Source organism: Thalassotalea crassostreae, assembly GCF_001831495.1.
GTDB lineage: Bacteria > Pseudomonadota > Gammaproteobacteria > Enterobacterales > Alteromonadaceae > Thalassotalea_A > Thalassotalea_A crassostreae.
In genome coordinates, this window is sequence record NZ_CP017689.1 from 215,704 (window position 1) to 241,022 (window position 25,319).

Annotated in this window: 20 protein-coding genes, 2 tRNA genes and 3 rRNA genes; 19 read left to right on the forward strand and 6 right to left on the reverse strand. The window is 40.3% G+C overall.

Annotated features, from left to right (window positions below; all coding sequences use genetic code 11):
• Positions 1 to 24: 24 nt before the first annotated feature.
• Together LT090_RS01015 and LT090_RS01020 are read right to left on the reverse strand one after the other, a co-directional pair.
• Complete coding sequence (locus LT090_RS01015; RefSeq protein ID WP_068547224.1) at positions 25 to 987, reverse strand: FHA domain-containing protein; 963 nt, start codon at positions 985 to 987, stop codon at positions 25 to 27.
• The gene (locus tag LT090_RS01020; protein ID WP_068547223.1) at positions 978 to 2,228 is read right to left on the reverse strand and encodes a S1 family peptidase; all 1,251 of its coding nucleotides are present in this window, start codon (positions 2,226 to 2,228) and stop codon (positions 978 to 980) included. The genes LT090_RS01015 and LT090_RS01020 overlap by 10 nt, the downstream gene beginning before the upstream one ends.
• Positions 2,229 to 2,632: 404 nt before the next feature.
• On the opposite strand from LT090_RS01020, the gene LT090_RS01025 reads away from it, so the two are divergent.
• The gene (locus tag LT090_RS01025; protein WP_068547222.1) at positions 2,633 to 3,028 is read left to right on the forward strand and encodes a hypothetical protein; all 396 of its coding nucleotides are present in this window, start codon (positions 2,633 to 2,635) and stop codon (positions 3,026 to 3,028) included.
• Positions 3,029 to 3,137: 109 nt separating this feature from the next.
• Entirely contained in the window at positions 3,138 to 3,497 is a 360-nt protein-coding gene (locus tag LT090_RS01030; protein WP_068547221.1) for an MmcQ/YjbR family DNA-binding protein, read from the forward strand.
• Between the two features lie 2 nt (positions 3,498 to 3,499).
• Here the strand turns inward: LT090_RS01030 and LT090_RS01035 are convergent, their stop codons facing one another.
• Positions 3,500 to 4,303, reverse strand: a complete 804-nt coding sequence (locus LT090_RS01035; protein WP_068547220.1) for a DUF6090 family protein — start codon at positions 4,301 to 4,303, stop codon at positions 3,500 to 3,502.
• A gap of 140 nt (positions 4,304 to 4,443) precedes the next feature.
• Between LT090_RS01035 and prmA the strand changes: the two genes are divergently transcribed.
• From prmA to purD, 6 genes are all read left to right on the forward strand, one after another.
• Complete coding sequence (gene prmA / locus LT090_RS01040; RefSeq protein WP_068547219.1) at positions 4,444 to 5,328, forward strand: 50S ribosomal protein L11 methyltransferase; 885 nt, start codon at positions 4,444 to 4,446, stop codon at positions 5,326 to 5,328.
• Between the two features lie 201 nt (positions 5,329 to 5,529).
• Complete coding sequence (gene dusB, locus LT090_RS01045) at positions 5,530 to 6,498, forward strand: tRNA dihydrouridine synthase DusB (protein ID WP_082897232.1); 969 nt, start codon at positions 5,530 to 5,532, stop codon at positions 6,496 to 6,498.
• A 13-nt stretch (positions 6,499 to 6,511) separates the two neighbouring features.
• On the forward strand, positions 6,512 to 6,799 hold the full coding sequence (fis, locus tag LT090_RS01050) for a DNA-binding transcriptional regulator Fis (protein WP_033075879.1): 288 nt from the start codon (positions 6,512 to 6,514) through the stop codon (positions 6,797 to 6,799).
• Between the two features lie 171 nt (positions 6,800 to 6,970).
• Positions 6,971 to 8,557, forward strand: a complete 1,587-nt coding sequence (gene purH, locus LT090_RS01055) for a bifunctional phosphoribosylaminoimidazolecarboxamide formyltransferase/IMP cyclohydrolase (protein ID WP_068547218.1) — start codon at positions 6,971 to 6,973, stop codon at positions 8,555 to 8,557.
• Between the two features lie 225 nt (positions 8,558 to 8,782).
• Positions 8,783 to 9,622, forward strand: a complete 840-nt coding sequence (locus LT090_RS01060) for a class I SAM-dependent methyltransferase (protein ID WP_068547217.1) — start codon at positions 8,783 to 8,785, stop codon at positions 9,620 to 9,622.
• 27 nt (positions 9,623 to 9,649) lie between these two features.
• The gene (gene purD / locus LT090_RS01065; protein WP_068547216.1) at positions 9,650 to 10,933 is read left to right on the forward strand and encodes a phosphoribosylamine--glycine ligase; all 1,284 of its coding nucleotides are present in this window, start codon (positions 9,650 to 9,652) and stop codon (positions 10,931 to 10,933) included.
• 78 nt (positions 10,934 to 11,011) lie between these two features.
• Here the strand turns inward: purD and LT090_RS01070 are convergent, their stop codons facing one another.
• Complete coding sequence (locus LT090_RS01070; RefSeq protein WP_068547215.1) at positions 11,012 to 11,449, reverse strand: RNA recognition motif domain-containing protein; 438 nt, start codon at positions 11,447 to 11,449, stop codon at positions 11,012 to 11,014.
• A gap of 723 nt (positions 11,450 to 12,172) precedes the next feature.
• Between LT090_RS01070 and LT090_RS01075 the strand changes: the two genes are divergently transcribed.
• The 6 genes from LT090_RS01075 (at position 12,173) to pssA (ending at position 19,495) form a co-directional block, all read left to right on the forward strand.
• A 16S ribosomal RNA gene (locus LT090_RS01075) occupies positions 12,173 to 13,713 on the forward strand.
• Between the two features lie 72 nt (positions 13,714 to 13,785).
• Positions 13,786 to 13,862: transfer RNA gene (locus LT090_RS01080), tRNA-Ile, on the forward strand.
• A 107-nt stretch (positions 13,863 to 13,969) separates the two neighbouring features.
• A tRNA-Ala gene (locus LT090_RS01085) sits at positions 13,970 to 14,045 on the forward strand.
• A gap of 381 nt (positions 14,046 to 14,426) precedes the next feature.
• A 23S ribosomal RNA gene (locus LT090_RS01090) occupies positions 14,427 to 17,318 on the forward strand.
• A gap of 182 nt (positions 17,319 to 17,500) precedes the next feature.
• Positions 17,501 to 17,615 (forward strand): 5S ribosomal RNA (gene rrf / locus LT090_RS01095).
• Together the 16S, 23S and 5S rRNA genes with 2 tRNA genes alongside form the textbook arrangement of a ribosomal RNA operon.
• 536 nt (positions 17,616 to 18,151) lie before the next feature.
• On the forward strand, positions 18,152 to 19,495 hold the full coding sequence (pssA, locus tag LT090_RS01100; RefSeq protein WP_068547779.1) for a CDP-diacylglycerol--serine O-phosphatidyltransferase: 1,344 nt from the start codon (positions 18,152 to 18,154) through the stop codon (positions 19,493 to 19,495).
• A gap of 71 nt (positions 19,496 to 19,566) precedes the next feature.
• Here the strand turns inward: pssA and LT090_RS01105 are convergent, their stop codons facing one another.
• On the reverse strand, positions 19,567 to 20,259 hold the full coding sequence (locus LT090_RS01105) for a 2OG-Fe(II) oxygenase (protein WP_068547812.1): 693 nt from the start codon (positions 20,257 to 20,259) through the stop codon (positions 19,567 to 19,569).
• 89 nt (positions 20,260 to 20,348) lie between these two features.
• Here LT090_RS01105 and LT090_RS01110 point away from each other — a divergent pair, with 89 nt between their 5' ends.
• On the forward strand, positions 20,349 to 20,750 hold the full coding sequence (locus LT090_RS01110; protein ID WP_068547780.1) for an acyl-CoA thioesterase: 402 nt from the start codon (positions 20,349 to 20,351) through the stop codon (positions 20,748 to 20,750).
• A gap of 94 nt (positions 20,751 to 20,844) precedes the next feature.
• Entirely contained in the window at positions 20,845 to 22,209 is a 1,365-nt protein-coding gene (locus tag LT090_RS01115) for an MFS transporter (protein WP_068547781.1), read from the forward strand.
• A 5-nt stretch (positions 22,210 to 22,214) separates the two neighbouring features.
• On the opposite strand, the gene LT090_RS01120 is transcribed toward LT090_RS01115, so the two are convergent.
• Positions 22,215 to 22,688 carry a hypothetical protein gene (locus tag LT090_RS01120; protein ID WP_082897271.1) on the reverse strand — a complete coding sequence of 158 codons (474 nt, stop codon included), beginning with the start codon at positions 22,686 to 22,688 and terminating at the stop codon, positions 22,215 to 22,217.
• A 178-nt stretch (positions 22,689 to 22,866) separates the two neighbouring features.
• Here LT090_RS01120 and LT090_RS01125 point away from each other — a divergent pair, with 178 nt between their 5' ends.
• From LT090_RS01125 to trmB, 3 genes are read left to right on the forward strand one after another with little or no spacing between them, the layout of a single operon-like run.
• Positions 22,867 to 23,796 (forward strand): ABC transporter ATP-binding protein, encoded by a 930-nt coding sequence (locus LT090_RS01125; protein ID WP_068547782.1) that lies wholly within the window; start codon positions 22,867 to 22,869, stop codon positions 23,794 to 23,796.
• Positions 23,796 to 24,569 carry an ABC transporter permease gene (locus LT090_RS01130; protein WP_068547783.1) on the forward strand — a complete coding sequence of 258 codons (774 nt, stop codon included), beginning with the start codon at positions 23,796 to 23,798 and terminating at the stop codon, positions 24,567 to 24,569. The genes LT090_RS01125 and LT090_RS01130 overlap by 1 nt, the downstream gene beginning before the upstream one ends.
• Positions 24,569 to 25,237 carry a tRNA (guanine(46)-N(7))-methyltransferase TrmB gene (gene trmB / locus LT090_RS01135; RefSeq protein ID WP_068547784.1) on the forward strand — a complete coding sequence of 223 codons (669 nt, stop codon included), beginning with the start codon at positions 24,569 to 24,571 and terminating at the stop codon, positions 25,235 to 25,237. The genes LT090_RS01130 and trmB overlap by 1 nt, the downstream gene beginning before the upstream one ends.
• The last annotated feature ends 82 nt before the right edge of the window (positions 25,238 to 25,319 follow it).

Below are 25,319 nucleotides of genomic sequence, written 5' to 3' on the forward strand. Positions count from 1 at the left end.
GCGTTTTTTTTGACGTTCTATTAATTATTCTTCGTCGGCTTTCTCTTTCGCTGTACTGTATAACTCTTTACTCTGTTCAATGAACTCGTCGCTTGAACTTGCGCCGCTAATCGAAAATTCAGGTGTCATTAATGTACTGTCATAAACCGGGTAAGGGTTGAACTCCGGCTGCACGCTCATTTCTTGAAGATATAAGCCACCATAAATAAAGACCGTAATCCCAAGTGCGATTTTAACTCGGCGTTTATTGGTTTGATTAAACGCAATAAAGAAGTTAAACCAAAGCATAGTAAATGTTAATACAATTGTTGTAATAGCGATTAACCACTGCCAAGCCCATTGACTAGAGAGATTGAACCCAAGGAATGCATTAACAAAATCGACCAGCCAAAATAGGTTGATGATGACAAAACTTACCCCTAATTGACTGCTAATACGAGTCTCTTGTTTGTTCATAAAGGCGATTAATGAACAGATTAGTGGCCATAGAGCGTAGGCAATCGTTGTTCCAACAACACTGATGAACAAGTCACTATACTGAATTTCTTTAGTGCCCTGATTGAGATAGTACATTGTAAAATTAAGGATGCTAAACAGTAATAACATAGCGATTACCGTTGGCCATCGACCAATATTCTCTACTAATTCCTCTGTCGCAGAAAAATGTAAGCTTTCGGCTACAGGATGTGAACTGCAGAAAAAACGTAACTGACTTTTACCGATGCGAATAATGTCACCAGAGTTTAGTACTTGCCAAGAAGTGATCGGCATCTTATTGGTTAAGCGAGAGCCGTTGAGAGATTCAAGATCTCGAATATACCAAATGCCATTTTCCAATTTTACTGCTAAGTGATCCGAACACACATGCGGGTCAGATAAAATGATGTCATTTTGATATCCTCGGCCAATAGTGATTGATTCGGTGGCAAATTTATGGCGACCTATTAGTTTCTTACCACGACTTATTTCTTCAATGATTAATTCCATTTTACCGACTCCATAAATTTCTTATTGAATTGTTGGGCAAGTTCTTGCTCAACGCCGGATAAAGTAAAATGGCTAACGATGGCTTGATTACCTTTATCAATACTTGCGGCGATATACATCACATCAAATAATCCTTGGTATTTTTTGTAGGCGCGTACACATAAAACTGATTTGTTGCGAAGGTTACCTTGGTTTTCGGTGATGTCATGTTGGCACTCAAACTCTGAGACGTCTTCTTTACCTGCGCGATTGCTTGCAACTGCACGGTTAATTTGCTTTTGGTAAATTTGATAGAAGCGAGTACTAGAAATATCTTCCGCAGAAAGATAATGAAACTCCATGTCTACAGTGCTGGTATTAAAGTTCTCGGATAAATAAACGTAATCTTCCATTTGACAGTTAGTTACGGCAGTAAAGATTAACGCATTTGGTTTATCTGCATTTGAATTACCCCAGCAACGAATATAATTAACCCCTGTTTTAGGTATTGACGCTGTGGCAAATGCTTTGCTTTGCCACGTAGAGGATAAAATGTCCGTTAGTAGTTCAGATTGATTCTTTTTGAGTTGTGCGGTGATTTGTTGATCAATTGTCAACGCGACTTGCTCTTCGAATTGGTTTATTAATGCCGCTAATTTTTGATGAGGAATTAAAAAGCCTATTTGATTTCCTGAAGACGCAACATTAATACCAACGACTTCACCAAAGCGATTTACTACAGGACCACCACTCATACCTGGGTTAACGGAGCCAGTAAAATGAATACGGTCGTTAAATGATTCTTTTTTGAGGCCATTATAAGTTCCCGGCACAACTATCATACCCAAGTCATGAGGGTTACCTAAAGAATATAGTTCTTCACCTTTAGTTGGCGTTGTTGTAGAGACAGTAAAATATTGAGGTTGATAGTCTTCTTCTAAGCGGACAATAGCTAAATCATTGATCACATCGACGGTCTGTAGTGTTAACTGACCTTTTTCGCCAATGTGATTTTCGTATTCAATAATGTATTTGTCTGGGTGTTGAGCAAAGCCAGAAATAACGTGGTAGTTAGTGGCAATGTAACCATCCTCACTGATTTGAAAGCCAGATCCTATTGTCGACTTTTCACCTGTGGCTTTGTCTATTAATCTTATTTGAAAAAGTGAAGGAGCCATTTCGGCAAATATTTGTTGAGCTTGCTCGGTTGCGTGTAGCGAAAAATTGAAAAGGCTCAACAGAATAATGAGTATACGGGTCATTTGTCATCCTGATTATTATTTTAATCCATTGTGCCACGATATTTTGGTTCGATAAAGGACTGTTATTTAAAGGGTTTAAAATATAGCTAGAGGTAATCAAAAATTTATTATCATTCTCATTAGATTTTATTAATATTCTCATCTACTTTTAATAGTATAAAAAATATAATTGCGCTAAAAATTCTGATTGACGTGTAACCCTGTTATTTTGTGTTTGCTATTAAATAGACGTGTTGTTAAGAAAACAGATAACAGTACCATGGTCCTCTATGGTAGAGAGTGTGTGCACAATATTAATCTAATTTTTAATTTGAAGTATGTCATTAATGTAGTAATTTAATTGTACATATGTGACAAAAATGGATGCGTGTATTTTCATTTTATGATTATTTTTCGGAGACACCATGAAATACACTTTAAGTTTTGGCTTTGTAAATCTTATTTCTGACAATATAGCTGAGCTAATGATCGATGAAGGCGTTGTGATGAGTTTAGAAATGTGTGAAGAATATGATGAATTCCTTCTAAATTACTTTGAAGGACCGTTCGCAGTTTTAGTGAATAAAATTCACAATTATACATTTACCTATGAAGCATCTTTGCACGTAGCGTCGCTTGAAAACCTCAAAGCTGCAGCAGTGATAACTTATGATCAGTTAAACTTGGATAAAGCACGTGACTTATTAGAACGTCGAAAACACGACGAGTTAAACGTCAAAAACTTTTCCGGCTTACATATGGGGCGAAATAAAGCTATCGAATGGCTTGAAGAAGAGCTATCGAAAGTAAAAGTTAATTAGTTTATTTAAACAGAATACTTAACCAGAAATTATGAAAAAAGGCTATTATTTTAATAGCCTTTTTTTTGAAGAAAGTTTCTTAACTAGTGTTTTTAAAATAGCGTAGTAAATGAATCTAGAAGTAATAAAGTCCTACTTGTTAGCTAAACCTCAAACGACATTAAGCTTCCCGTTTGGTGATGACGTTTCGGTGTTTAAAGTAAATAACAAAATGTTCGCTTTAATAGGCGTCCATAATGACTTGCCAATGATAAATTTAAAATGTGACCCTGACGAATCTCTGGCACTGCAGGACATTTTCGACGCCATAACGCCTGGTTATCACATGGATAAAAAGCATTGGATCAGCATTTATTTTGATGGCTCAGTGCCAAAAGGAGAGGTTGAACGTCTTATCGACAACTCTTTTCTTCTGGTGGTTGATAAAATGACCAAGAAAGATAAGCGCTCTATCTTGTTACATTTATAAGGCTATGCTTTGTTTCCAATGAGCTTTGACTGTGGTAATTGCTGTTCTATTAAATCATTCAAATTGTCGATTTCTTCTTTCAATCCTTTATATAATTCCATTGTTATTTTAATGGTAGACATCCAACTGCGTAAATTATCCTTTAATTTCGTATCTTCACGTAGTTGTGTTATTAGTTGATTATAATCCCTGTTAAAATTATCTCGCTTACAATCTAGCAATTGTTGCGAATCAAGATGTTCTGCGCCCCTTGAGTGACAATATTGCCAAATATAAGTTTGAATATTCCATGGAAGCTTGCCTCTAATATGTGTTCGATATTCTGGGCTGCCTCCCGCCACTAAGTTTAATTGAGTACTACCGTTGTCATAGTAGAGATCTAAAGCTTGTAGTAGCTTTGGTTGATCAATTAAATTGAGTGAACCAGTACTTTGTAACTCGCTATAAGTCGGACTCGAAGGAATGAATGTCCAAATTTGACTTGCTTGAAAAAGTGCCAATATCTTCGACCATTGTTCTGCTTGCGATACCTTATCTTTGCTATTTAATAGTTCTAGCGATGTAGTCGCGTATTCCATGACTTGTTGAAAATGCTGTTGTCTTCTGCTGATAGTATCAAAATCAACTTTTAAATCGGCCTGTAATCTTTGATAGTAAACATTACGTATTTCAATTGATTGCTGCTTCGCACTCCAATTGCTCACTTGTAAGCCAACAAATATCCCGGCAACAACGATGATGAAATCAAGAACAACGGCAACCCAATTTTGATTTTTAACGTGTCTACTAAGTCGTGATAAGAACATGAAAATCCTTTATACCAATTCCATTAACTATTTCATTAAGCATAGCTAAGAAACTTTTTGAATCAATTTCACAAGAATATTAGCGGCATTGTTTTAAGAAGTGTTAAACTAGCAACAGAAAATTATTTGAGAGAAATGATATGCCTTGGATTCAACTGCGTTTGCAGGCTAACGAAGAAACCGCAGAAAAATATAGTGATTGGTTAGTAGCCTGTGGCTCACAAGCAGTGACTTTTATTGATGCACAAGACACTCCTATATATGAACCGTTGCCAGGTGATGAGGTTATCTATTGGCACAATACGGTCGTCATGGGGTTATTTGAAGCAAGCCACGACATGGATAAAGCGATCACTTACCTAAAATCTATTCACCCTGACGGTGCGCAGATGCAATATAAGTTAGAACAATTAGAAGATAAGGATTGGGAACGTGAATGGATGGACAACTTTCATCCTATGAAATTTGGTAAGCGTTTATGGATCTGCCCAAGCTGGCGCGAAGTACCTGAGCCAGAAGCGGTTAATGTTATGCTTGATCCTGGGTTAGCGTTTGGTACTGGTACTCACCCAACCACAGCTTTGTGTTTGACATGGCTAGATTCTCTAGATTTAACTGGTAAAACCGTGGTCGACTTTGGTTGTGGCTCTGGCATTTTATCGTTAGCCGCTTTAAAACTAGGAGCTGATAAAGTTATTGGTATCGACATTGATCCGCAAGCGCTGCAAGCAAGTCTTGAAAATGCTAAACGTAATGGTGTAGAGAATAGATTAGAATTGTACTTGCCAAAAGACCAACCAGAATTCAAAGCAGATGTGGTTGTTGCCAATATATTGGCAGGTCCTTTAAAAGAATTAGCACCGGTTATTATGGATTATGTTGGTGACAATGGCTTGCTAGCATTATCTGGTATTCTTGAAGAACAGGGTGAAGGCTTGCAACAACTATACGGCCAATGGTGTAAGATGGATGCTATTGCAGTTCAAGACGAATGGGTGCGGTTATCCGGGGCTCGTAATCGATAACGATTGAATTACAACATCGTCAATAAAAGACAACAAAATTTAATATTTTGTTGTCTTTTTTTTGCCTCTTATAAGATTAAATAAAAGTCAACTATAAAAACTGCCAAAAAACTTAATATTGTTCAAAATATCTACTTTTATTTCTTTGGAAAAGCGCGTAAACTTAGCGCCCTTTTAAGCAGTAGCTCAAAAAATCGTCACGTGAAAATTGGTTCTTACAAGTTAGACAGTAATGTCATTCTAGCTCCAATGGCTGGAATTACAGATAAACCCTTTAGGCAACTTTGTTGTCGGTTAGGTGCTGGTATGGCTGTGTCAGAAATGCTTTCTTCCAATCCTAAAGTATGGAAGTCAGGCAAATCGATGTTAAGAATGGAACATGGCGATGAGGCGGGCATTCGCAGTGTTCAAATCGCTGGTTCTGATCCAGATGAAATGGCCTTTGCGGCTCAAATTAATGCTGATAATGGCGCTCAAATTATTGATATCAATATGGGGTGCCCAGCAAAGAAAGTAAATAAGAAATTGGCAGGTTCTGCATTACTTAAAGCACCTGAACAAGTTGAAAAAATTGTTCAAGCGGTAGTGACTGCAGTTGATATTCCAGTATCTCTAAAAATTCGCACTGGTTGGTGTGAAGACAGCAGAAACGCTGTCGAAATTGCACAAATAGCTCAACACAATGGAATAGTTGCGCTAGCGGTACATGGCCGAACTCGCAATGACTTTTATAAAGGCAATGCAGAATACGATACCATTAAAGCAGTCAAGCAATCGGTTTCAATACCGATTATCGCCAACGGCGATATTGATAGTGCAGAAAAAGCAAAACAGGTATTAGATTATACCGAAGCTGATGCGGTTATGATTGGCCGTGCAGCACAAGGTAGGCCTTGGATCTTTAGGGAAATAAATTATTTCCTTGAAACAGGTAAACATTTACCTCCGCCAGAGCTTGCTGAAATCAAAGCCATCTTGATGGGGCATGTGCAAGAGTTGCATATGTTTTATGGCGAATTTATGGGAACAAGGATTGCCCGTAAACACGTCTCTTGGTATTTGCAAACGCATGACCAAGGTAAACAGTTTCGTTCTATATTTAACGCACTTGAAACGCCTAATGAGCAACTTGATGCGCTAAATATGTTTTTTGATAATTTAACTAAATAAGAGTCTGAACTTTATGTTTGAACAAAATATTACTTCTCCATTTGTTATCGGTGACCTGCAAACTCAGACCAAGGCATCACCTTTACGTACCCAAGCCAAAGTAGCGATTAAAAACTACTTATCACAATTAAATGGTAACGACGTTGACGATATGTACGACCTTGTCTTATCTGAAATCGAAGCACCTATGCTTGAAGAGGTGATGCAGTATACACGTGGCAACCAAACACGTGCTGCAAACTTACTGGGTATCAACCGTGGTACTTTACGTAAGAAGCTTAAAAAATACGGTATGAATTAATAAGTAGGCAGGTTTAGCCTGCCTCAAAGCACCTTCGGGTGCTTTTTTTATACAGGGATGAAGTTACTTAGAATTATCATGGACGGATACGATTCAGTTATTTCAGGTTATGGTTTTTAAACCATAAAAAGTAAACAAAATTTTTTAATTATATAAAGGCAAACAAAAACTATGGATACTCCACGCCCTATTAGACGCGCACTTTTAAGCGTTTCTGACAAAACCGGTATTGTTGAATTCGCTGCAGCACTATCGAAACAAGGTGTTGATCTTCTATCAACTGGTGGTACAGCTAAATTATTAGCTGACAATAACATCCCAGTTACTGAAGTATCTGACTACACTGGCCATCCGGAAATTATGGACGGTCGTGTAAAAACTCTTCACCCTAAAGTTCACGGTGGCATTTTAGCTCGTCGTGATATGGATGAAGCTGTGATGGCAGAAAATAATATTTCTGCAATCGATATGGTTGTTGTTAACCTTTACCCATTTGCTAAAACGGTAGCAAACGAAGATTGTTTATTGGAAGATGCAATTGAAAACATCGATATTGGTGGACCAACTATGGTTCGAGCTGCTGCGAAAAACCACAAAGATGTGACTATCGTAGTTAATGCAAATGATTACGATCGTGTATTAGCTGAGATGAATGATAATGCTGGTTCACTAACGTATAAAACACGTTTCGATTTAGCGATTGCTGCCTATGAGCATACTGCAAGCTACGACGGCATGATTGCAAATTACTTCGGCAAAATGCTACCTGCTTACGATGACAAAGAAGAAAGTGTTAGTGAATTCCCTCGCACTTTCAATAGCCAATATATTAAAAAGCAAGATTTACGTTACGGTGAAAACTCTCACCAAAACGCAGCTTTTTACGTTGAAGCAGAACCAGAAGAAGCGTCTGTTTCTACTGCGACTCAAATTCAAGGTAAAGCACTTTCTTACAACAACATTGCCGATACTGATTCAGCACTAGAATGTGTAAAAGAATTTGATAAACCTGCTTGTGTAATCGTTAAGCATGCTAACCCTTGTGGTGTTGCACTAGGTGACAATATTTTAGAAGCTTATGAAAAAGCCTTTAAAACTGACCCTACATCAGCATTTGGCGGCATCATTGCTTTTAACCAAGAATTAGATGCTGATACCGCAGAAGCAATTGTTTCACGTCAATTTGTTGAAGTTATCATTGCACCTAAAATTTCTGATGGTGCGGCACAAATCGTTGCTGCTAAACCAAACGTACGTTTATTAGAGTGTGGACAATGGACTACGAAAACCACTGGCTTAGAACAAAAACGCGTTAATGGCGGTTTATTAGTTCAAGATCGTGACAACGGTATGGTGAGTTTAGATGATCTTAAAGTAGTAACTAAGCGTCAACCAACCGACCAAGAAATGAGTGATTTATTATTCTGTTGGAAAGTTGCTAAATACGTTAAGTCTAATGCCATTGTTTACGTTAAAAATGATATGACTATTGGTGTTGGTGCAGGCCAGATGAGCCGCGTTTATTCAGCGAAAATTGCTGGCATTAAAGCAGCTGATGAAAACTTGGAAGTTCCTGGTTCAGTTATGGCATCAGATGCATTCTTCCCGTTCCGTGACGGCTTAGATGCAGCGGCTGAAGCTGGTATTACTGCTGTAATTCAACCGGGTGGTTCAATGCGTGATAACGAAGTTATTGCTGCAGCTGATGAGCACGGTATCGCGATGGTATTTACAGGAATGCGTCATTTCCGTCACTAATTGTGAAGGATTAGCGTAGATATAAGTATTAGTTTTATATAAGACGGCAGCAGTATTTCACTGTTGCCGTTTCTTATTTAAGCGTCACCTGACTTAATTGTTATAGTTGCTTGTTTGTAATAAGGGTTCATTTTCTTTTGAACCTATTTTCTTATGAAAGAGTTATCTGCTATAAATAGGCAACTTCGATTTAAAATAACAAATAGCTCAATTAAGGGTATAACAATGAAAACAATGAAATCTTTATTATCTTCTGCGATTCTAGCAAGCACTATCGGTACCGTTTCGTTCACAAGTTTCGCGGCTGAAATTAGTCAACCAATGGCTAAAACACAATTAGAACAAGCCATCGCTGGCAAACATCGTAGTGATAAAAATAAAGCTCGTGATGTTTATCGTCACCCAGAAGAAACATTGATGTTTTTTGGTTTTCGTTCAGATATGACAGTAGTAGAAATTGCGCCTGGTGGTGGTTGGTACACTGAAATATTAGCCCCAGCAGTAAAAGGTACTGGTAAATTATATGGTGCTCATTACCCTGATACAGGTGAAGATAACTACTACAGTAAATCACGTAAAAAACTAGAAGCTAAACTTGCTGCAAATGATGTTTATAGTGAAGTTGAATTAACTAATTTCACCCCTCGTGTTGCCAGCGCAATCGCTCCAGCGAATAGTGCAGATTTAGTTTTAACATTTAGAAATCTTCACAATTGGAAAGTCGAAGGTGTTAAACAAATTTTTGCTGATAGTTTTAAAGCATTAAAGCCTGGCGGTGTTTTAGGTGTTGTTGAACACAGAATGCCAGCTTCGCAAAACTTAGAAGAAAATAGTAAAAGTGGTTATTTCCCGCAACAGTTAACGATTGACTTAGCAATTGCTGCTGGTTTTGAGTTAGCGGCGACGAGCGAGATAAATGCTAACCCTAAAGATACAGCTGATCATCCAAGAGGTGTATGGACATTGCCTCCGGTATATCGTTTAGGTGAAAAAGATAAAGCTAAATATGCGGCAATTGGTGAAAGTGACCGCATGACCTTAAAATTTATTAAACCGGCTAAATAAGCCGAAATATTTAGGAAATAATGAAAAATGAATGTTTTAGTAATTGGTAGCGGCGGTCGTGAACATGCTTTGGCATGGAAAGCAGCGCAATCTGATAATGTTGAAACAGTATTTGTAGCGCCGGGTAATGCCGGTACTGCAACAGAAAACAAACTTAAAAATGTTTCGTTATCTGTTGGTGATATCCAAGGTTTGGTTAGTTTTGCTAAACAAAATGATGTTGCATTAACTATTGTTGGTCCAGAGCAGCCGTTAGTTGATGGAGTTGTCGATGCATTTCAAGCTGAAGGCTTGATGATTTTCGGCCCAAGTGCAAAAGCAGCACAGTTAGAAGGTTCTAAAGCATTTACAAAAGATTTCCTTGCGCGTCATAAAATTCCTACTGGTTTCTACCAAAACTTTACCGAGATAGATCCGGCAATTGCTTATGTTAGAGAAATTGGCGCTCCGATTGTAGTTAAAGCAGATGGTTTAGCTGCAGGTAAAGGTGTGATTGTTGCTATGACTTTAGCGGAAGCTGAAGATGCAATTAAAGATATGCTTGCTGGCAATGCGTTTGGTGATGCTGGTCACCGTGTTGTTATCGAAGAATTTCTTGATGGCGAAGAAGCAAGTTTCATTGTTATGGTTGATGGTAAAAATGTATTGCCAATGGCAACTAGCCAAGATCATAAACGAGCATATAACAATGATGAAGGTCCAAATACCGGTGGCATGGGGGCTTACACTCCTGCACCAGTTGTGACCCCAGAAATTCATGATCGTATTATGAAAGAAGTTATTATGCCGACTGTTGAAGGTATGGCAAAAGAAGACGCACCATACACTGGCTTCTTATACGCAGGTTTGATGATTGATGCTGATGGCACCCCTAAGGTAATTGAATATAATTGTCGCTTCGGTGATCCAGAAACACAGCCAATTATGATGCGCCTTCAATCTGATCTCGTTGAGCTTTGTATTGCAGCTTGCGAAGGTAAATTAGATTCAGCAACGATCGATTTTGATTCGCGTGCTGCTGTTGGCGTGGTTTTAGCTGCTGCAGGTTATCCAGGCAACTACCCGAAAGGCGACGTGATTTCAGGCCTAGAGCTTAATAAAAATAACGACCGTAAAACATTCCATGCTGGTACCGCAGAAAAAGATGGCGACATTGTTACTGCTGGCGGCCGAGTATTATGTGCTACTGCATTAGGAGCTAATGTTACTGAAGCGCAAAAATCAGCTTATGAATTACTCGATCAAATTTCATGGCAAGGTGTAGAGTTTAGAACTGATATTGCTTACCGAGCCATTGCTCGCGAACAATAAATTCTATTGTTAGTCGAATAATATAAAGGGCCAATGCGAATGCATTGGCCCTTTTTTAATTAATTCTTTTTTCTTTAACTAACTTGGTTCTGGTCTTTCTTTCGCTTCTCTTACTTTAAGAGTTCTTTGTTGAAATTCTGAATCATTTAACGTTTCGATAGCATTGCTTGCGTCTGCTGCTGCGATTTCCACAAAACCGAAACCTCGTCGTTTACCCGTATGTTTGTCTTTCATTAAACGCACGGAATGAACAAAGCCGTGCTCAGAAAACAATTCTCTAACTGCTGATTCATTAGCTCTGTAAGGAAGATTTCCAACATAAAGAGTCTTTACATCATCAGAGGATTTACTACCTGCCATCATTTTAATGATCATTGGTGATAAAAATGCGCCGACAAATAGTCCAATTGCTATTGATTCAGCGTTGAAAGCAGTAACGGCACCTGCAGTAAAGTAGCCAATCGCGGTAAGTGCACTTGCGACAAAGGCAGAGGTTAAGATAAGTGGAGATTTCATTATTAATACCTGATTATTGTTTTTTTAATTAATAGATAAATTTTCTAATCAAATCCTATGTTAACGAGATTTTAACAAACTGCAAGTGTAGTGGTTAAAAAGTAACTAACTTGTGTGGATTAATTGTGACTTAGCCATAACTCGTTTTGCCCTTTTAAAATGGAAATGAATTTTATTGTCTTCAAAATAAGCAATGTTTGCTTATTGTTTAGACAAAATATGGTTTATTTTGTCTAAAGTTAAATTTGTGGTTGACGCGGATAAATAAATCAATACAATGCGCAGCTCTTCTACGGCGATTGCCTAGAATAGTTTGAAGGTTTGGGATTGCGTTTATCGCTGATTACAAACGTTGACAATTTAATTTGAAAATACTTTAAATTAGCTGTTGACTTCAAAACGAGGATGAGTAAAATACGCATCCTGCTTCGGGCCAAGGCCAACGGGGCACCAAGTGAATAACGAATGCGATTATCACTTTCTCGAAAGAGAGCTCTTTAACAATTAGTTATCATGCAATTTGTGTGGACATTCACGTTGATGTAGATTTTACCAGAATCTTCGGATTCAAAACTTACTCAGTGAATGACTACACAAATATACATACTTAAACGATGTTTTTATAACATTAGATAAGTACGTTTTATTTGAAACTTATTTCTTCGGAAATAAGAGTACAGAATTCATTGAGCCGAACCACTTGTTGGTTCACATTACACTTTTTAATTGAAGAGTTTGATCATGGCTCAGATTGAACGCTGGCGGCAGGCTTAACACATGCAAGTCGAGCGGTAACATTTCTAGCTTGCTAGAAGATGACGAGCGGCGGACGGGTGAGTAATGCTTGGGAATATGCCTTTAGGTGGGGGACAACAGTTGGAAACGACTGCTAATACCGCATAATGTCTACGGACCAAAGGAGGGGCTCTTCGGACCTTTCGCCTTTAGATTAGCCCAAGTGAGATTAGCTAGTAGGTGAGGTAATGGCTCACCTAGGCGACGATCTCTAGCTGGTTTGAGAGGATGATCAGCCACACTGGGACTGAGACACGGCCCAGACTCCTACGGGAGGCAGCAGTGGGGAATATTGCACAATGGGGGAAACCCTGATGCAGCCATGCCGCGTGTGTGAAGAAGGCCTTCGGGTTGTAAAGCACTTTCAGTCGTGAGGAAAGGGTGTAGATTAATACTCTGCATCTGTGACGTTAGCGACAGAAGAAGCACCGGCTAACTCCGTGCCAGCAGCCGCGGTAATACGGAGGGTGCGAGCGTTAATCGGAATTACTGGGCGTAAAGCGTGCGTAGGCGGATTGTTAAGCGAGATGTGAAAGCCCAGGGCTCAACCTTGGAACTGCATTTCGAACTGGCTATCTAGAGTACTGTAGAGGGTGGTGGAATTTCCAGTGTAGCGGTGAAATGCGTAGAGATTGGAAGGAACATCAGTGGCGAAGGCGGCCACCTGGACAGATACTGACGCTGAGGCACGAAAGCGTGGGGAGCAAACAGGATTAGATACCCTGGTAGTCCACGCCGTAAACGATGTCAACTAGCTGTCTGTAGACTTGATCTGTGGGTAGCGTAGCTAACGCGCTAAGTTGACCGCCTGGGGAGTACGGCCGCAAGGTTAAAACTCAAATGAATTGACGGGGGCCCGCACAAGCGGTGGAGCATGTGGTTTAATTCGATGCAACGCGAAGAACCTTACCATCCCTTGACATCCAGAGAATTTTCTAGAGATAGATTAGTGCCTTCGGGAACTCTGAGACAGGTGCTGCATGGCTGTCGTCAGCTCGTGTTGTGAAATGTTGGGTTAAGTCCCGCAACGAGCGCAACCCCTATCCTTATTTGCCAGCGCGTAGTGGCGGGAACTCTAAGGAGACTGCCGGTGATAAACCGGAGGAAGGTGGGGACGACGTCAAGTCATCATGGCCCTTACGGGATGGGCTACACACGTGCTACAATGGCAGATACAGAGGGCAGCGAGACCGCGAGGTGGAGCGAATCCCAGAAAGTCTGTCGTAGTCCGGATTGGAGTCTGCAACTCGACTCCATGAAGTCGGAATCGCTAGTAATCGTGGATCAGAATGCCACGGTGAATACGTTCCCGGGCCTTGTACACACCGCCCGTCACACCATGGGAGTGGGTTGCAAAAGAAGTAGCTAGTCTAACCTTCGGGGGGACGGTTACCACTTTGTGATTCATGACTGGGGTGAAGTCGTAACAAGGTAACCCTAGGGGAACCTGGGGTTGGATCACCTCCTTACCTTAAGTAATTTCTCAACTTCGTTGAGTGTTCACACAAATTGCCTGATAACGAATATATGAAGAAAATAATAGGTCTGTAGCTCAGCTGGTTAGAGCGCACCCCTGATAAGGGTGAGGTCGGTAGTTCAAGTCTACTCAGACCTACCAAATTTTACTTTTATCTGCGTTATTTTATAACTCGTTTAGGTGAACTAAACGTCGTCATAAAATACCTTGCTAAAAGCAAAGTTGACCGACACCATTGGTGACACAATGGGGCTATAGCTCAGCTGGGAGAGCGCCTGCCTTGCACGCAGGAGGTCAGCAGTTCGATCCTGCTTAGCTCCACCATTTTCTTCAGAAAAACTTAAAGATAAGCGATAACGTTTATCTTTGAGTTTTTAACTCACTGTTCTTTAACAATTTGGAAAGCTGATATTAAACCCGATAATTCGTGTTTATGATCACCAGTCATAAACGCATGCGAATTATCAACCAATGAGTTTCTGTTTACAGAAACACATTTAGACAATCATTAGATTGTCGAATTATAACTAACATAGTCGTTATGTTAGTTGTTCTTACTCAAGGCTCAAGCAGTAATGCTTGAGATAGATAACTTGTTGATAAGTTATCTCATTCTTATTGAATGCGTGAAAATGTCAGACGTACATTTAGATTTGGTTTTGTCACCAAGTCACTCGAAAGTTGAAAGACTGGTTGGGGTTGTATGGTTAAGTGACTAAGCGTATGTGGTGGATGCCTTGGCAGTTAGAGGCGATGAAAGACGTGTTAATCTGCGATAAGCGAAGACAAGGTGATAAAAACCGTTATAGTCTTCGATTTCTGAATGGGGAAACCCACCCGTCGTAAGGCGGGTATCGTAACGTGAATACATAGCGTTATGAGGCGAACCGGGAGAACTGAAACATCTAAGTACCCCGAGGAAAAGAAATCAACCGAGATTTCGTTAGTAGCGGCGAGCGAACGCGAATTAGCCCTTAAGTGGTTTGTAAGTTAGTGGAATGTTCTGGAAAGGACAGCGATACAGGGTGATAGCCCCGTACACGAAAATAAACTTATCATGAAATCGAGTAGGTCGGGACACGAGAAATCTTGACTGAATATGGGGGGACCATCCTCCAAGGCTAAATACTCCTAACTGACCGATAGTGAACCAGTACCGTGAGGGAAAGGCGAAAAGAACCCCTGTGAGGGGAGTGAAATAGAACCTGAAACCGCATACGTACAAGCAGTGGAAGCCGGATTTAGTCCGGTGCCTGCGTACCTTTTGTATAATGGGTCAGCGACTTATGTTCTGTAGCAAGGTTAACCGATTAGGGGAGCCGTAGCGAAAGCGAGTGTTAACTGCGCGTTTAGTTGCAGGGCATAGACCCGAAACCCGGCGATCTACCCATGGGCAGGTTGAAGGTTGAGTAACATCAACTGGAGGACCGAACACACGTATGTTGAAAAATGCGGTGATGACTTGTGGGTCGGAGTGAAAGGCTAATCAAGCCGGGAGATAGCTGGTTCTCCCCGAAATCTATTTAGGTAGAGCCTCGGACGAATACCATTGGGGGTAGAGCACTGTTAAGGCTAGGGGGTCATCCCGACTTACCAACCCTTTGCAAACTCCGAATACCAATGAGTACTATCCGGGAGACACACTATGGGTGCTAACGTCCATAGTGGAAAGGGAAACAACCCAGACCGCCAGCTAAGGTCCCAAAGTCATAGTTAAGTGGGAAACGATGTGGAAAGGCATAGACAGCTAGGAGGTTGGCTTAGAAGCAGCCACCCTTTAAAGAAAGCGTAATAGCTCACTAGTCGAGTCGGTCTGCGCGGAAGATGTAACGGGGCTAAACTATGCACCGAAGCTGCGGATTCTTACATTAGTAAGAGTGGTAGGGGAGCGTTCTGTAAGCCGTTGAAGGTGAATCGTAAGGTTTGCTGGAGGTATCAGAAGTGCGAATGCTGACATGAGTAACGATAAGGGGAGTGAAAAACTCCCCCGCCGAAAGACCAAGGTTTCCTGTCCCATGTTAATCAGGGCAGGGTAAGTCGGCCCCTAAGGCGAGGCGGAAACGCGTAGTCGATGGGAAACAGATTAATATTTCTGTACTTCTATATATTGCGAAGGAGGGACGGAGCAGGCTAAGCAAGCATGGCGTTGGTTGTCCATGTGAAAGTATGTAGGTGGGTGTCTTAGGTAAATCCGGGACGCTGTTAACACTGAGATACGAGACGAGACTCTACGGAGTTGAAGTTGTTGATGCCTTACTTCCAGGAAAAGCTTCTAAGCATCAGATATATAGGAACCGTACCCCAAACCGACACAGGTGGTTAGGTAGAGAATACTAAGGCGCTTGAGAGAACTCGGGTGAAGGAACTAGGCAAAATAGTACCGTAACTTCGGGAGAAGGTACGCTCTCTAGTGTGAATCCCTTGCGGAGTAAGCACAGGAGAGTCGAAGTAACCAGGTGGCTGGAACTGTTTATTAAAAACACAGCACTGTGCAAAATCGAAAGATGACGTATACGGTGTGACGCCTGCCCGGTGCCGGAAGGTTAATTGATTGGGTTAGCTTCTGCGAAGCTCATGATCGAAGCCCCGGTAAACGGCGGCCGTAACTATAACGGTCCTAAGGTAGCGAAATTCCTTGTCGGGTAAGTTCCGACCTGCACGAATGGCGTAATCATGGCCACACTGTCTCCACCCGAGACTCAGTGAAATTGAATTTGCGGTTAAGATGCCGTATACCCGCGGCTAGACGGAAAGACCCCGTGAACCTTTACTATAGCTTGACAGTGAACATTGCTCCTACATGTGTAGGATAGGTGGGAGGCTTTGAAACCGCGTCGCTAGATGTGGTGGAGCCAATCTTGAAATACCACCCTTGTATGCGTGATGTTCTAACCTAGAGCCCTTATCGGGCTTGGGGACACTGTCTGGTGGGTAGTTTGACTGGGGCGGTCTCCTCCCAAAGAGTAACGGAGGAGCACGAAGGTTGGCTAAGTATGGTCGGACATCATACGGTTAGTGCAATGGCATAAGCCAGCTTAACTGCGAGACAGACACGTCGAGCAGGTACGAAAGTAGGTCATAGTGATCCGGTGGTTCTGTATGGAAGGGCCATCGCTCAACGGATAAAAGGTACTCCGGGGATAACAGGCTGATACCGCCCAAGAGTTCATATCGACGGCGGTGTTTGGCACCTCGATGTCGGCTCATCACATCCTGGGGCTGAAGTCGGTCCCAAGGGTATGGCTGTTCGCCATTTAAAGTGGTACGCGAGCTGGGTTTAGAACGTCGTGAGACAGTTCGGTCCCTATCTGCCGTGGGCGTTTGAGAATTGAAGAGGGCTGCTCCTAGTACGAGAGGACCGGAGTGGACGAACCCCTGGTGTTCCGGTTGTCACGCCAGTGGCATTGCCGGGTAGCTACGTTCGGAACTGATAACCGCTGAAAGCATCTAAGCGGGAAGCAGGCTTTGAGATGAGTTCTCACTGGGACTTTAAGTCCCCTAAAGGGTCGTTGGAGACTACAACGTTGATAGGTCAGGTGTGTAAGTCCTGTGAGGGATTGAGCTAACTGATACTAATTGCCCGTGAGGCTTAACCATACAACACCCAAACAGTTTTGTTTGAGTATGCACTGAAATTGTTCCAGACAATTTCTAGCACTTCCTCCATCCATGGAGGTCGTATGTATGGTCTGATACTCTTTGAAAGAGAGTTCACGCATTATATAAAGAATACTTGAGAAAACGTTTAATATTACTTTCTAGATTGTAACCAAATTTTGTCTGGCGACCATAGCATTGTGGCCCCACCTGATCCCATGCCGAACTCAGAAGTGAAACGCAATTGCGCCGATGGTAGTGTGGGAGTTCCCATGTGAGAGTAGGTCATCGCCAGGCTCCTATTTCGAAAAGCCCGCTCATTTGAGCGGGCTTTTTTCGTTTTCAAACACTGTGCGTCTAATGGCTCGACCTACTACGTAGGTCATCGGCAAAACCGTTCATCCATGAACTTGCCGGCATTTGTGCATCCATGCACTTCATCGCCAGGCTTCCAATTCAAGAAAGCCCCTAGCTAACGCTAGGGGCTTTTTTACTTTCCGGGGTTTGTATCATAACCACAGCATACTGCAGGAGGTCCCCGGTCTCGCTTTGGCTCGCCGGGGATGACGTGGTCAATTGTTTCTACTTTCATCAAGAGAATAAGAAAAAGAGCACCGTCATCCCGCAATGTTTTTGTGCGGGACCCCCATCAGGTTATAATGTGCCTTGGAAAGAGCATACATACCTACGCTCACGTTCATCCGGTTCAGCATCTATTCAAACCATCAGGTTATAACGTGCTTATAAACAAAATACGCTATCGATCAATTTTTTATTTCATTCCTATTAAATCAGTTTATAATCAATAGATAAGTTTCGAATTAATAATTTAAATGAATTTTTCCCGCAAAAATAAACTTTCTATAAAAGATTCAATTCCCATTGCAGCAGATGATATTAAGTTCATCAATAGTGCGAAGGAATATCGCGCTGAAATGTTGCGCCTTATCGAGACTGCGCAAAAGCGGATTTATATCACAGCGTTATATTTACAAGACGATGAAAGCGGTCGAGAGGTTCTTCACGCCTTATTTAAAGCTAAACAAAAAGATCCATCAATAGATATTTGTGTTTTCGTTGATTTTCATCGCGCACAACGTGGGTTAATTGGTGAGAAAAAATCTTTAGGCAATAGACAGCTATATTTAGACCTAACAGAACAATATGAACATGCTATTGATATTTACGGTGTTGCAGTTAAACAGCGTGAGTTTCTCGGAGTTTTACACCTAAAAGGCTTTGTATTTGATGATACTGTGTTTTTTAGTGGCGCGAGCATAAACGATATATATATGCATGCTCATGATAAATATCGTTGTGATCGATATCATGTTTTTAATAGTACAGGCTTAGCTCATAGTTTTGTAGATTATTTAAAATCGAACTTTATCGATAGTAACTTAGCGCCAAAACTGAATATTGAAACCGTTCCAGGAAAACGAAAGCTTAAAGGCATAGTCAAGCTAATTAAAACTAGGTTAAAAAGAGCGAGTTATAAAGTTCTCCCTAGCGATACAAGTAGTGGTGATTTATTTGTAAAGCCGTTAGCTGGTCTTGGTGCAAGAGGCAACCCGCTTAATTTAACTGCTCGAAGAGTTTTTAGGGCAGCTAACGATACTCTTGTTGTATTCACTCCTTATTTTAATTTCCCTAAAGCCTTGGCCGCAGATCTACGTAAAGCATTAAAGCGTGGTGTAAAAGTTACGATTGTTGTTGGTGATAAAAAGGCGAATGATTTTTATATCGCAGAGCCTGAAAACTTTTCAACGATAGGCATAGTTCCTTATATATATGAAATGTTGCTTTCAAGGTTTGTTAAACGTAACCAAAGTTATATTGATAATGGACAGTTAAATATTCAACTATGGAAAGATGGGGTAAACAGCTACCACCTAAAAGGTATCGTTGCTGATGATACATATCACTTGTTTACTGGCAGCAATTTAAATCCAAGAGCATGGAGTTTAGATTTAGAAAATGGCATTTTACTATGTGACATCAAAAAGCAGTTACAGCAGAGATGGTTAGAAGAACTAAACGCTATATGCCAAAACAGCACACGAGTTAAATCGATCAATGACATCGAAGCGGTGAGTGAATATCCGGAACGACCAAGAGAGTTATTGCGGAAAATAAAACTAACTCAAATTGATCGAGTGTTAAAACGATTTTTATAAACGAAAAACCAGAGCATCAATGCTCTGGTTTTTTGTTAATGGTTGTTGTGAGTAACGAACCACAATCGTAGTTAAGTATAAATTTGCTCTGCTTTGTTATACAACATCCAAGATGTTAATACGTACTTATCAGAGGACACGGGTATATTTCCTCGGTGTGTGTGGGTAAAGCCACAGGGTGCGACTATCATAGTCCCCGCTTTAGGTTTAATACTTTTATCTTGATAGTAAAAATCAGTTTCACCCCCTTCTTCCACGTCATTCAAATAGATTAAAAATAATAGCGTGCGATGCAATGGTTCGTTACCGTTTGGTTGCGGAAAGATCTCAGAATGCCAGTAGCCGTAATTTCCTACGCCTTTTTCATATTTTTGAGCGTTTATTGGCGCCATTCTAAATAAGTAACGCATTATGTTTTGCGCCTGAGGTTTGCCAATTTCATCAAAGTTATCGACAGTTAATAATGTAGGAACTCCGGTAACAGGGTGCTTCAAAGTGATACTAATACCGCTTATTAAACTAAAGAAGTATTTGGTCACATATTCGGTTAAATGCTTAGTTGCGGCAAAAAAAATCTTTTCCATTGCAGGGTTAAATTCAGCAACTTCATTAAGGTATATATCAACAGAGTCCTTCTTTGATTTATCAACGCCGCCACCGGTGCGACCTTGATTCTTGTTTGGACAAGCATCAAATTGCTTTATAAAGGATTGACAAAACTCTTTGCTTAGAGCGTTGTCGTAAATTTCAATAAAATCAGTCATCACATCGGTATCTATTTTCTTTATAAACATTAAGCGCTACTATGCATTAATTCGCCAAATTACACTATAAGAAATTGGAATAGCGATTTATGTTTAACGATTTTATTATGCCAAGGTTTTCTGATACTGATGCCTTAGGTCATATAAGTAACACTGCATTGCCACACTGGTTCGAATCTTCTCGTCATCATATTTTTAAAATGTTTAGCGCTGACTTGGATGTTAATAATTGGCCTTTAATATTGGCTAAGATGGAAATAGACTTTCATGCCCAGCTTTATTACGGTGAAGAAGTCGATGTTAGGACGTTTATTAGTCACGTTGGTAATTCTTCATTTGTTGTATATCAACAGGCTTGGCAAAAGGGAATAAAATGTGCCACAGGTAAAACGACGATGGTGCATTTTTGTTTTAAAACCCAAAAATCAAAAGTTATTACTGGTGAAGTGAAAGAGCGCTTATTGCAACATATGTATAGTGAATGTGAATAATTTCATTGACTGTTTCGCAAACAGTATTCGTTTAGCTATGTTGATGTTACCATAGCGCTTTCCTATTTTTAGATTTAACAGATTTATTTTTCATATGAATGTAACTGGACTTAACAGTATTGAAAAAAGAGCTTCTCTATCGCTAGCCACTGTATTTGGCATGCGCATGATAGGCTTATTCATGATTTTGCCTGTGTTCGCGATTTATGGCGTAGGGTTAGAAGGTTATAGCCCAATTTGGCTAGGTTTAGCAATCGGTGCTTATGGTTTTACCCAGGCATTATTACAGATCCCTATGGGTATTCTGTCTGATAAGTTTGGTCGTAAGCCGGTGATTATTTCCGGACTTATTATTTTCTGTCTTGGTAGTATCATAGCTGCAGTTGCGGATTCTGTTTATATGGTCGTTATCGGCCGTGCAATACAGGGTATGGGGGCTATTGCGAGTGCGACATTAGCGTTAGCAGCCGATCTTTCAAGGGAAGAGCAACGTCCTAAAGTGATGGCGACTATTGGCATGTTCATAGGCCTATCTTTTGCTGCCGCTATGGTATTAGGTCCGCTTGTCGCCGCAAGTTATGGATTATCTGGTTTATTTTTTCTTACCGCAATTTTTGCTTTTGTTGGCATATTCATAGTTTTATTCATTGTCCCTAATTCGATTAATACAGCACCTAAAGGTGACTTAGTAGCAGCGCCGAAACGGGTTAAACAATTAATTAAAGATGGCAACTTATTCCGCTTAAATCTCGGCGTGTTTATTTTGCATTTAGCGCTGACAGCTATGTTTGTTTCGTTGCCGATAATGCTCACTAAAACTGGATTCGCAATAGGCGAGCATTGGCGCCTATACCTGCCAGTATTGCTTATCTCTTTTGCGCTCATGGTGCCATTTATGATTTGGGCGATCAAAAAACAAAAAGAAAAGCTGGTATTTTGTGGTGCTATTATTTTATTAGCATTGAGCCTGCTATTGCTTTGGTTAAAGCATGATAGTTTTTACGTCATCTTTACCGCGGTAATGCTGTTTTTCGTTGCCTTTAATTATTTGGAGGCAACGATGCCTTCAACATTATCAAAAATAGCTCCTGCAGGAGACAAAGGCTCTGCAATGGGGGTCTATTCAAGTAGTCAATTCTTCGGTGCTTTTGTTGGTGGTTTAGCAGGTGGTGCAATTCAATCAGCATTTGGTTTAGCTAGTGTGTTTTTGTTTAGCGCGTTATTGATTCTAGTATGGTATGTATTTGCTTTATCGATGAAAGAAGTTAAACGCTCAAAAAGCATAAGCTTTAGTGTTAATTTTAATGATGAGCAGCACGCTAAGTTATTAGCAGATAAATTGGCTGATATGGCGGGAATTGTTGAGTCTACAATTGTTTATTCTGAATCAGTCGCTTATTTAAAAATTGATGAAAAGCAAATTGATATGGATAAGTTAAGGGCATTACTCGCTAACTAATTGCATCAATATACCGCCCTAATTTCGATCAGGTTGCTTGTATTAGGCAACCTGATTTCATCATAAATTGAAAGTCCTATTAATTGCTCTGCAAGCGGTGATGTCGGAGTGATCACATTGACCATTTTGTTATCTATTTTTAATTGTAAGCCACCGGCATGAGGCCCAATAAAGTATAACTTTTGTTCGCTATCATCGAGGGCAACGATTGCAGTTAAGGCTATTTCATCATCATCTTCAAAACTTCTACAATTTAAAGACTCATAACTTACTATTTGTTGTTGAATCATTGCTGCTCGTTCTGATTGCCCGTGGGCAAGGTATGAAGCTTCAATCCCTAAAGTATCGTATTGAGTTTCTGCGACACTTTGATCATCGGTTGCTGCCAGATGAGCTTGGTTTGCTGAGTTAACGGCGTTCGCTAATTCTTGCTTCAATTTTTCAATAATTAAATTTATGAGTCGTTGTTTTTCAATCATATATCGTGACAATTGTGTAAGCTAAGTATTTAAAATCTAGTATAATAGTTTGTATTCCAACAATCAGCCCATATATTATACCCATCGATTAAAATGTCTGATCTTTTAGCAACATTAAAATTGAACCGTTATTTATTCCGATTGTTATTTTTGATTCGAACGACAGGAAACAAAATTTATGCAACCAGCATTGCAAATATCCGGCTTAAAGAAAACCTATAAAGGAGGTTTTCAAGCAGTTAAGGGCATCGATTTATCCGTACAAGAAGGTGATTTTTTTGCCTTGCTTGGTCCAAATGGGGCCGGTAAGTCGACCACAATTGGCGTCATCACTTCTTTAGTAAACAAGACTGAAGGTGAAGTACGTGTATTTGGTCACAATATTGATAAAGAACTGGATGTTGCAAAAAGCTTTCTTGGTCTGGTGCCACAAGAGTTTAACTTTAATCAGTTTGAAGCTCCGATAAAAATATTAGTGAATCAAGCCGGTTATTATGGTGTGCCAAGAAAGATTGCGCTTGAACGAGCTGAAAAGTATCTAAAGCAATTGGATTTATGGGATAAAAAAGATCAACCATCTCGCAATCTTTCAGGTGGTATGAAACGTCGTTTAATGATTGCTCGCGCTTTAATGCATGAACCTAAAGTGCTTATTTTGGATGAGCCAACGGCGGGTGTAGATATTGAATTGCGTCGTCATATGTGGGACTACTTGCGTGAATTAAATGCAAAAGGCATTACCATTATCTTGACTACTCACTATCTCGAAGAAGCGGAAATGTTATGTCGAAATATTGCGATCATCGACAAAGGCCGCATAGTCGAAAATACCAGTATGAAATCATTGTTGGCTAAATTGCACATAGAAACGTTCGTTCTTGATATTTCGCCTGTTGAACAAGCTCCAGAGCTTAGTGGATATTCATCACGCTTAGTTGACGGCCATACCTTAGAAGTCGATGTTGATAAGTCGCAAAGTATTAATCCGGTCTTTGCTCAATTAACTGAGAAAGGTATTAGCGTAATTAGCATGCGTAATAAATCCAATCGTTTAGAAGAGTTGTTTGTCACTCTTGTCGCCAATAACAATGCTGCGGAGAATAGCTAATGATCAGTTTTAGAAATCGCATAGCCTTAACCAGTATTTTGCACAAAGAAATCCATCGCTTTATGCGTATTTGGGTGCAAACACTAGTACCTCCAGCAATAACCATTAGTTTGTACTTTGTTATTTTTGGATCTCTCATTGGTAAACGTATCGGTGAAATGGGCGGCTTTGATTACATGTCGTTTATTGTACCTGGCTTAATTATGATGTCAGTCATCACCAATTCTTACTCCAATGTTGCATCATCATTCTTTAGCGCAAAATGGCAGCGTAACGTTGAAGAAATGTTAGTCGCTCCAGTGCCTAATTGGGTTATTGTCGCAGGCTATGTCGGCGGCGGAATGGCGCGCGGTATGCTAGTTGGCTTGATCGTGACCTTGATATCACTTTTCTTTGTCGATATTCAAATTCACAATATCTGGGTGATCATCTTTACCGTTATGCTTACCTCTGCGGTATTTGCATTAGGTGGTCTGATTAACGCAGTATTTGCTGGAAGTTTTGATGATATTTCTATTATCCCGACGTTCGTACTAACGCCTCTTACTTATCTTGGTGGTGTATTTTATTCGTTAACCTTGTTGCCAGATTTTTGGCAGGGCGTTTCACAAATAAACCCTATTGTTTATATGGTAAATGCGTTTCGTTACGGTTTCCTTGGCGTTAGTGATGTCAGCCTTACTGTCGCGTTCTCTGTGATTGGCGTTTTTGTAGTGGTACTGTATTCTGTCGCTATGTATCTTATTTCAAAAGGCATAGGGTTAAGAACATAATGTCATTTGGTGATTCAAAAGCGATCATTACCAATCAACCAGATATTCATGAAAATTTATCTGAGATTGTTAAAAAGCACTTAGATAAAGAATTCAAAAAACCGATTTCTGCTCATACTCAACAAGCATTTGATGAGATAAACGATGTTGTTCAGAAATTTTCGGGGCCTATTATTCTCGATTCATGCTGTGGTGTTGGACAAAGTACTCGCATATTAGCGAGGCAAAATCCGCAAGCATTAGTCATCGGTGTCGATAAATCGGATAACCGTATCAAGCGCAATGTCGAAGATAAATGGCAGGCAGACAACTTTCATTTGGTTCGAGCAGACCTAAACGATTTTTATCGATTAGTTGTTGAGGCGAATTGGCCAGTGAGCAAACATTTTATTTTGTACCCTAATCCTTGGCCTAAATCGAAGCATGTTCAACGTCGTTGGCATGGTAGTGCGGTATTTCCTTATATTATTAAAGTCGGTAAAGAGCTGCATATGCGCAGTAATTGGCAATTATATTTACAGGAATTTCAACACGCTTTAGCTATAGTTAATGTCGATGCTGTGATAGAAGAGGTGGTTGATGATGAAGCCTTGACCCCCTTTGAAGCTAAATATAAAGCAAGTGGTCAACAATGTTGGCAGCTTGCCGCGAAACTTGAAAATAACTGATAAAGTGAATTTCAATAACATTAAACTTTGCTTAAAAAGACAAGACATTTTGGCGAAACTTTATTAAAGTTGCGTAACTAAA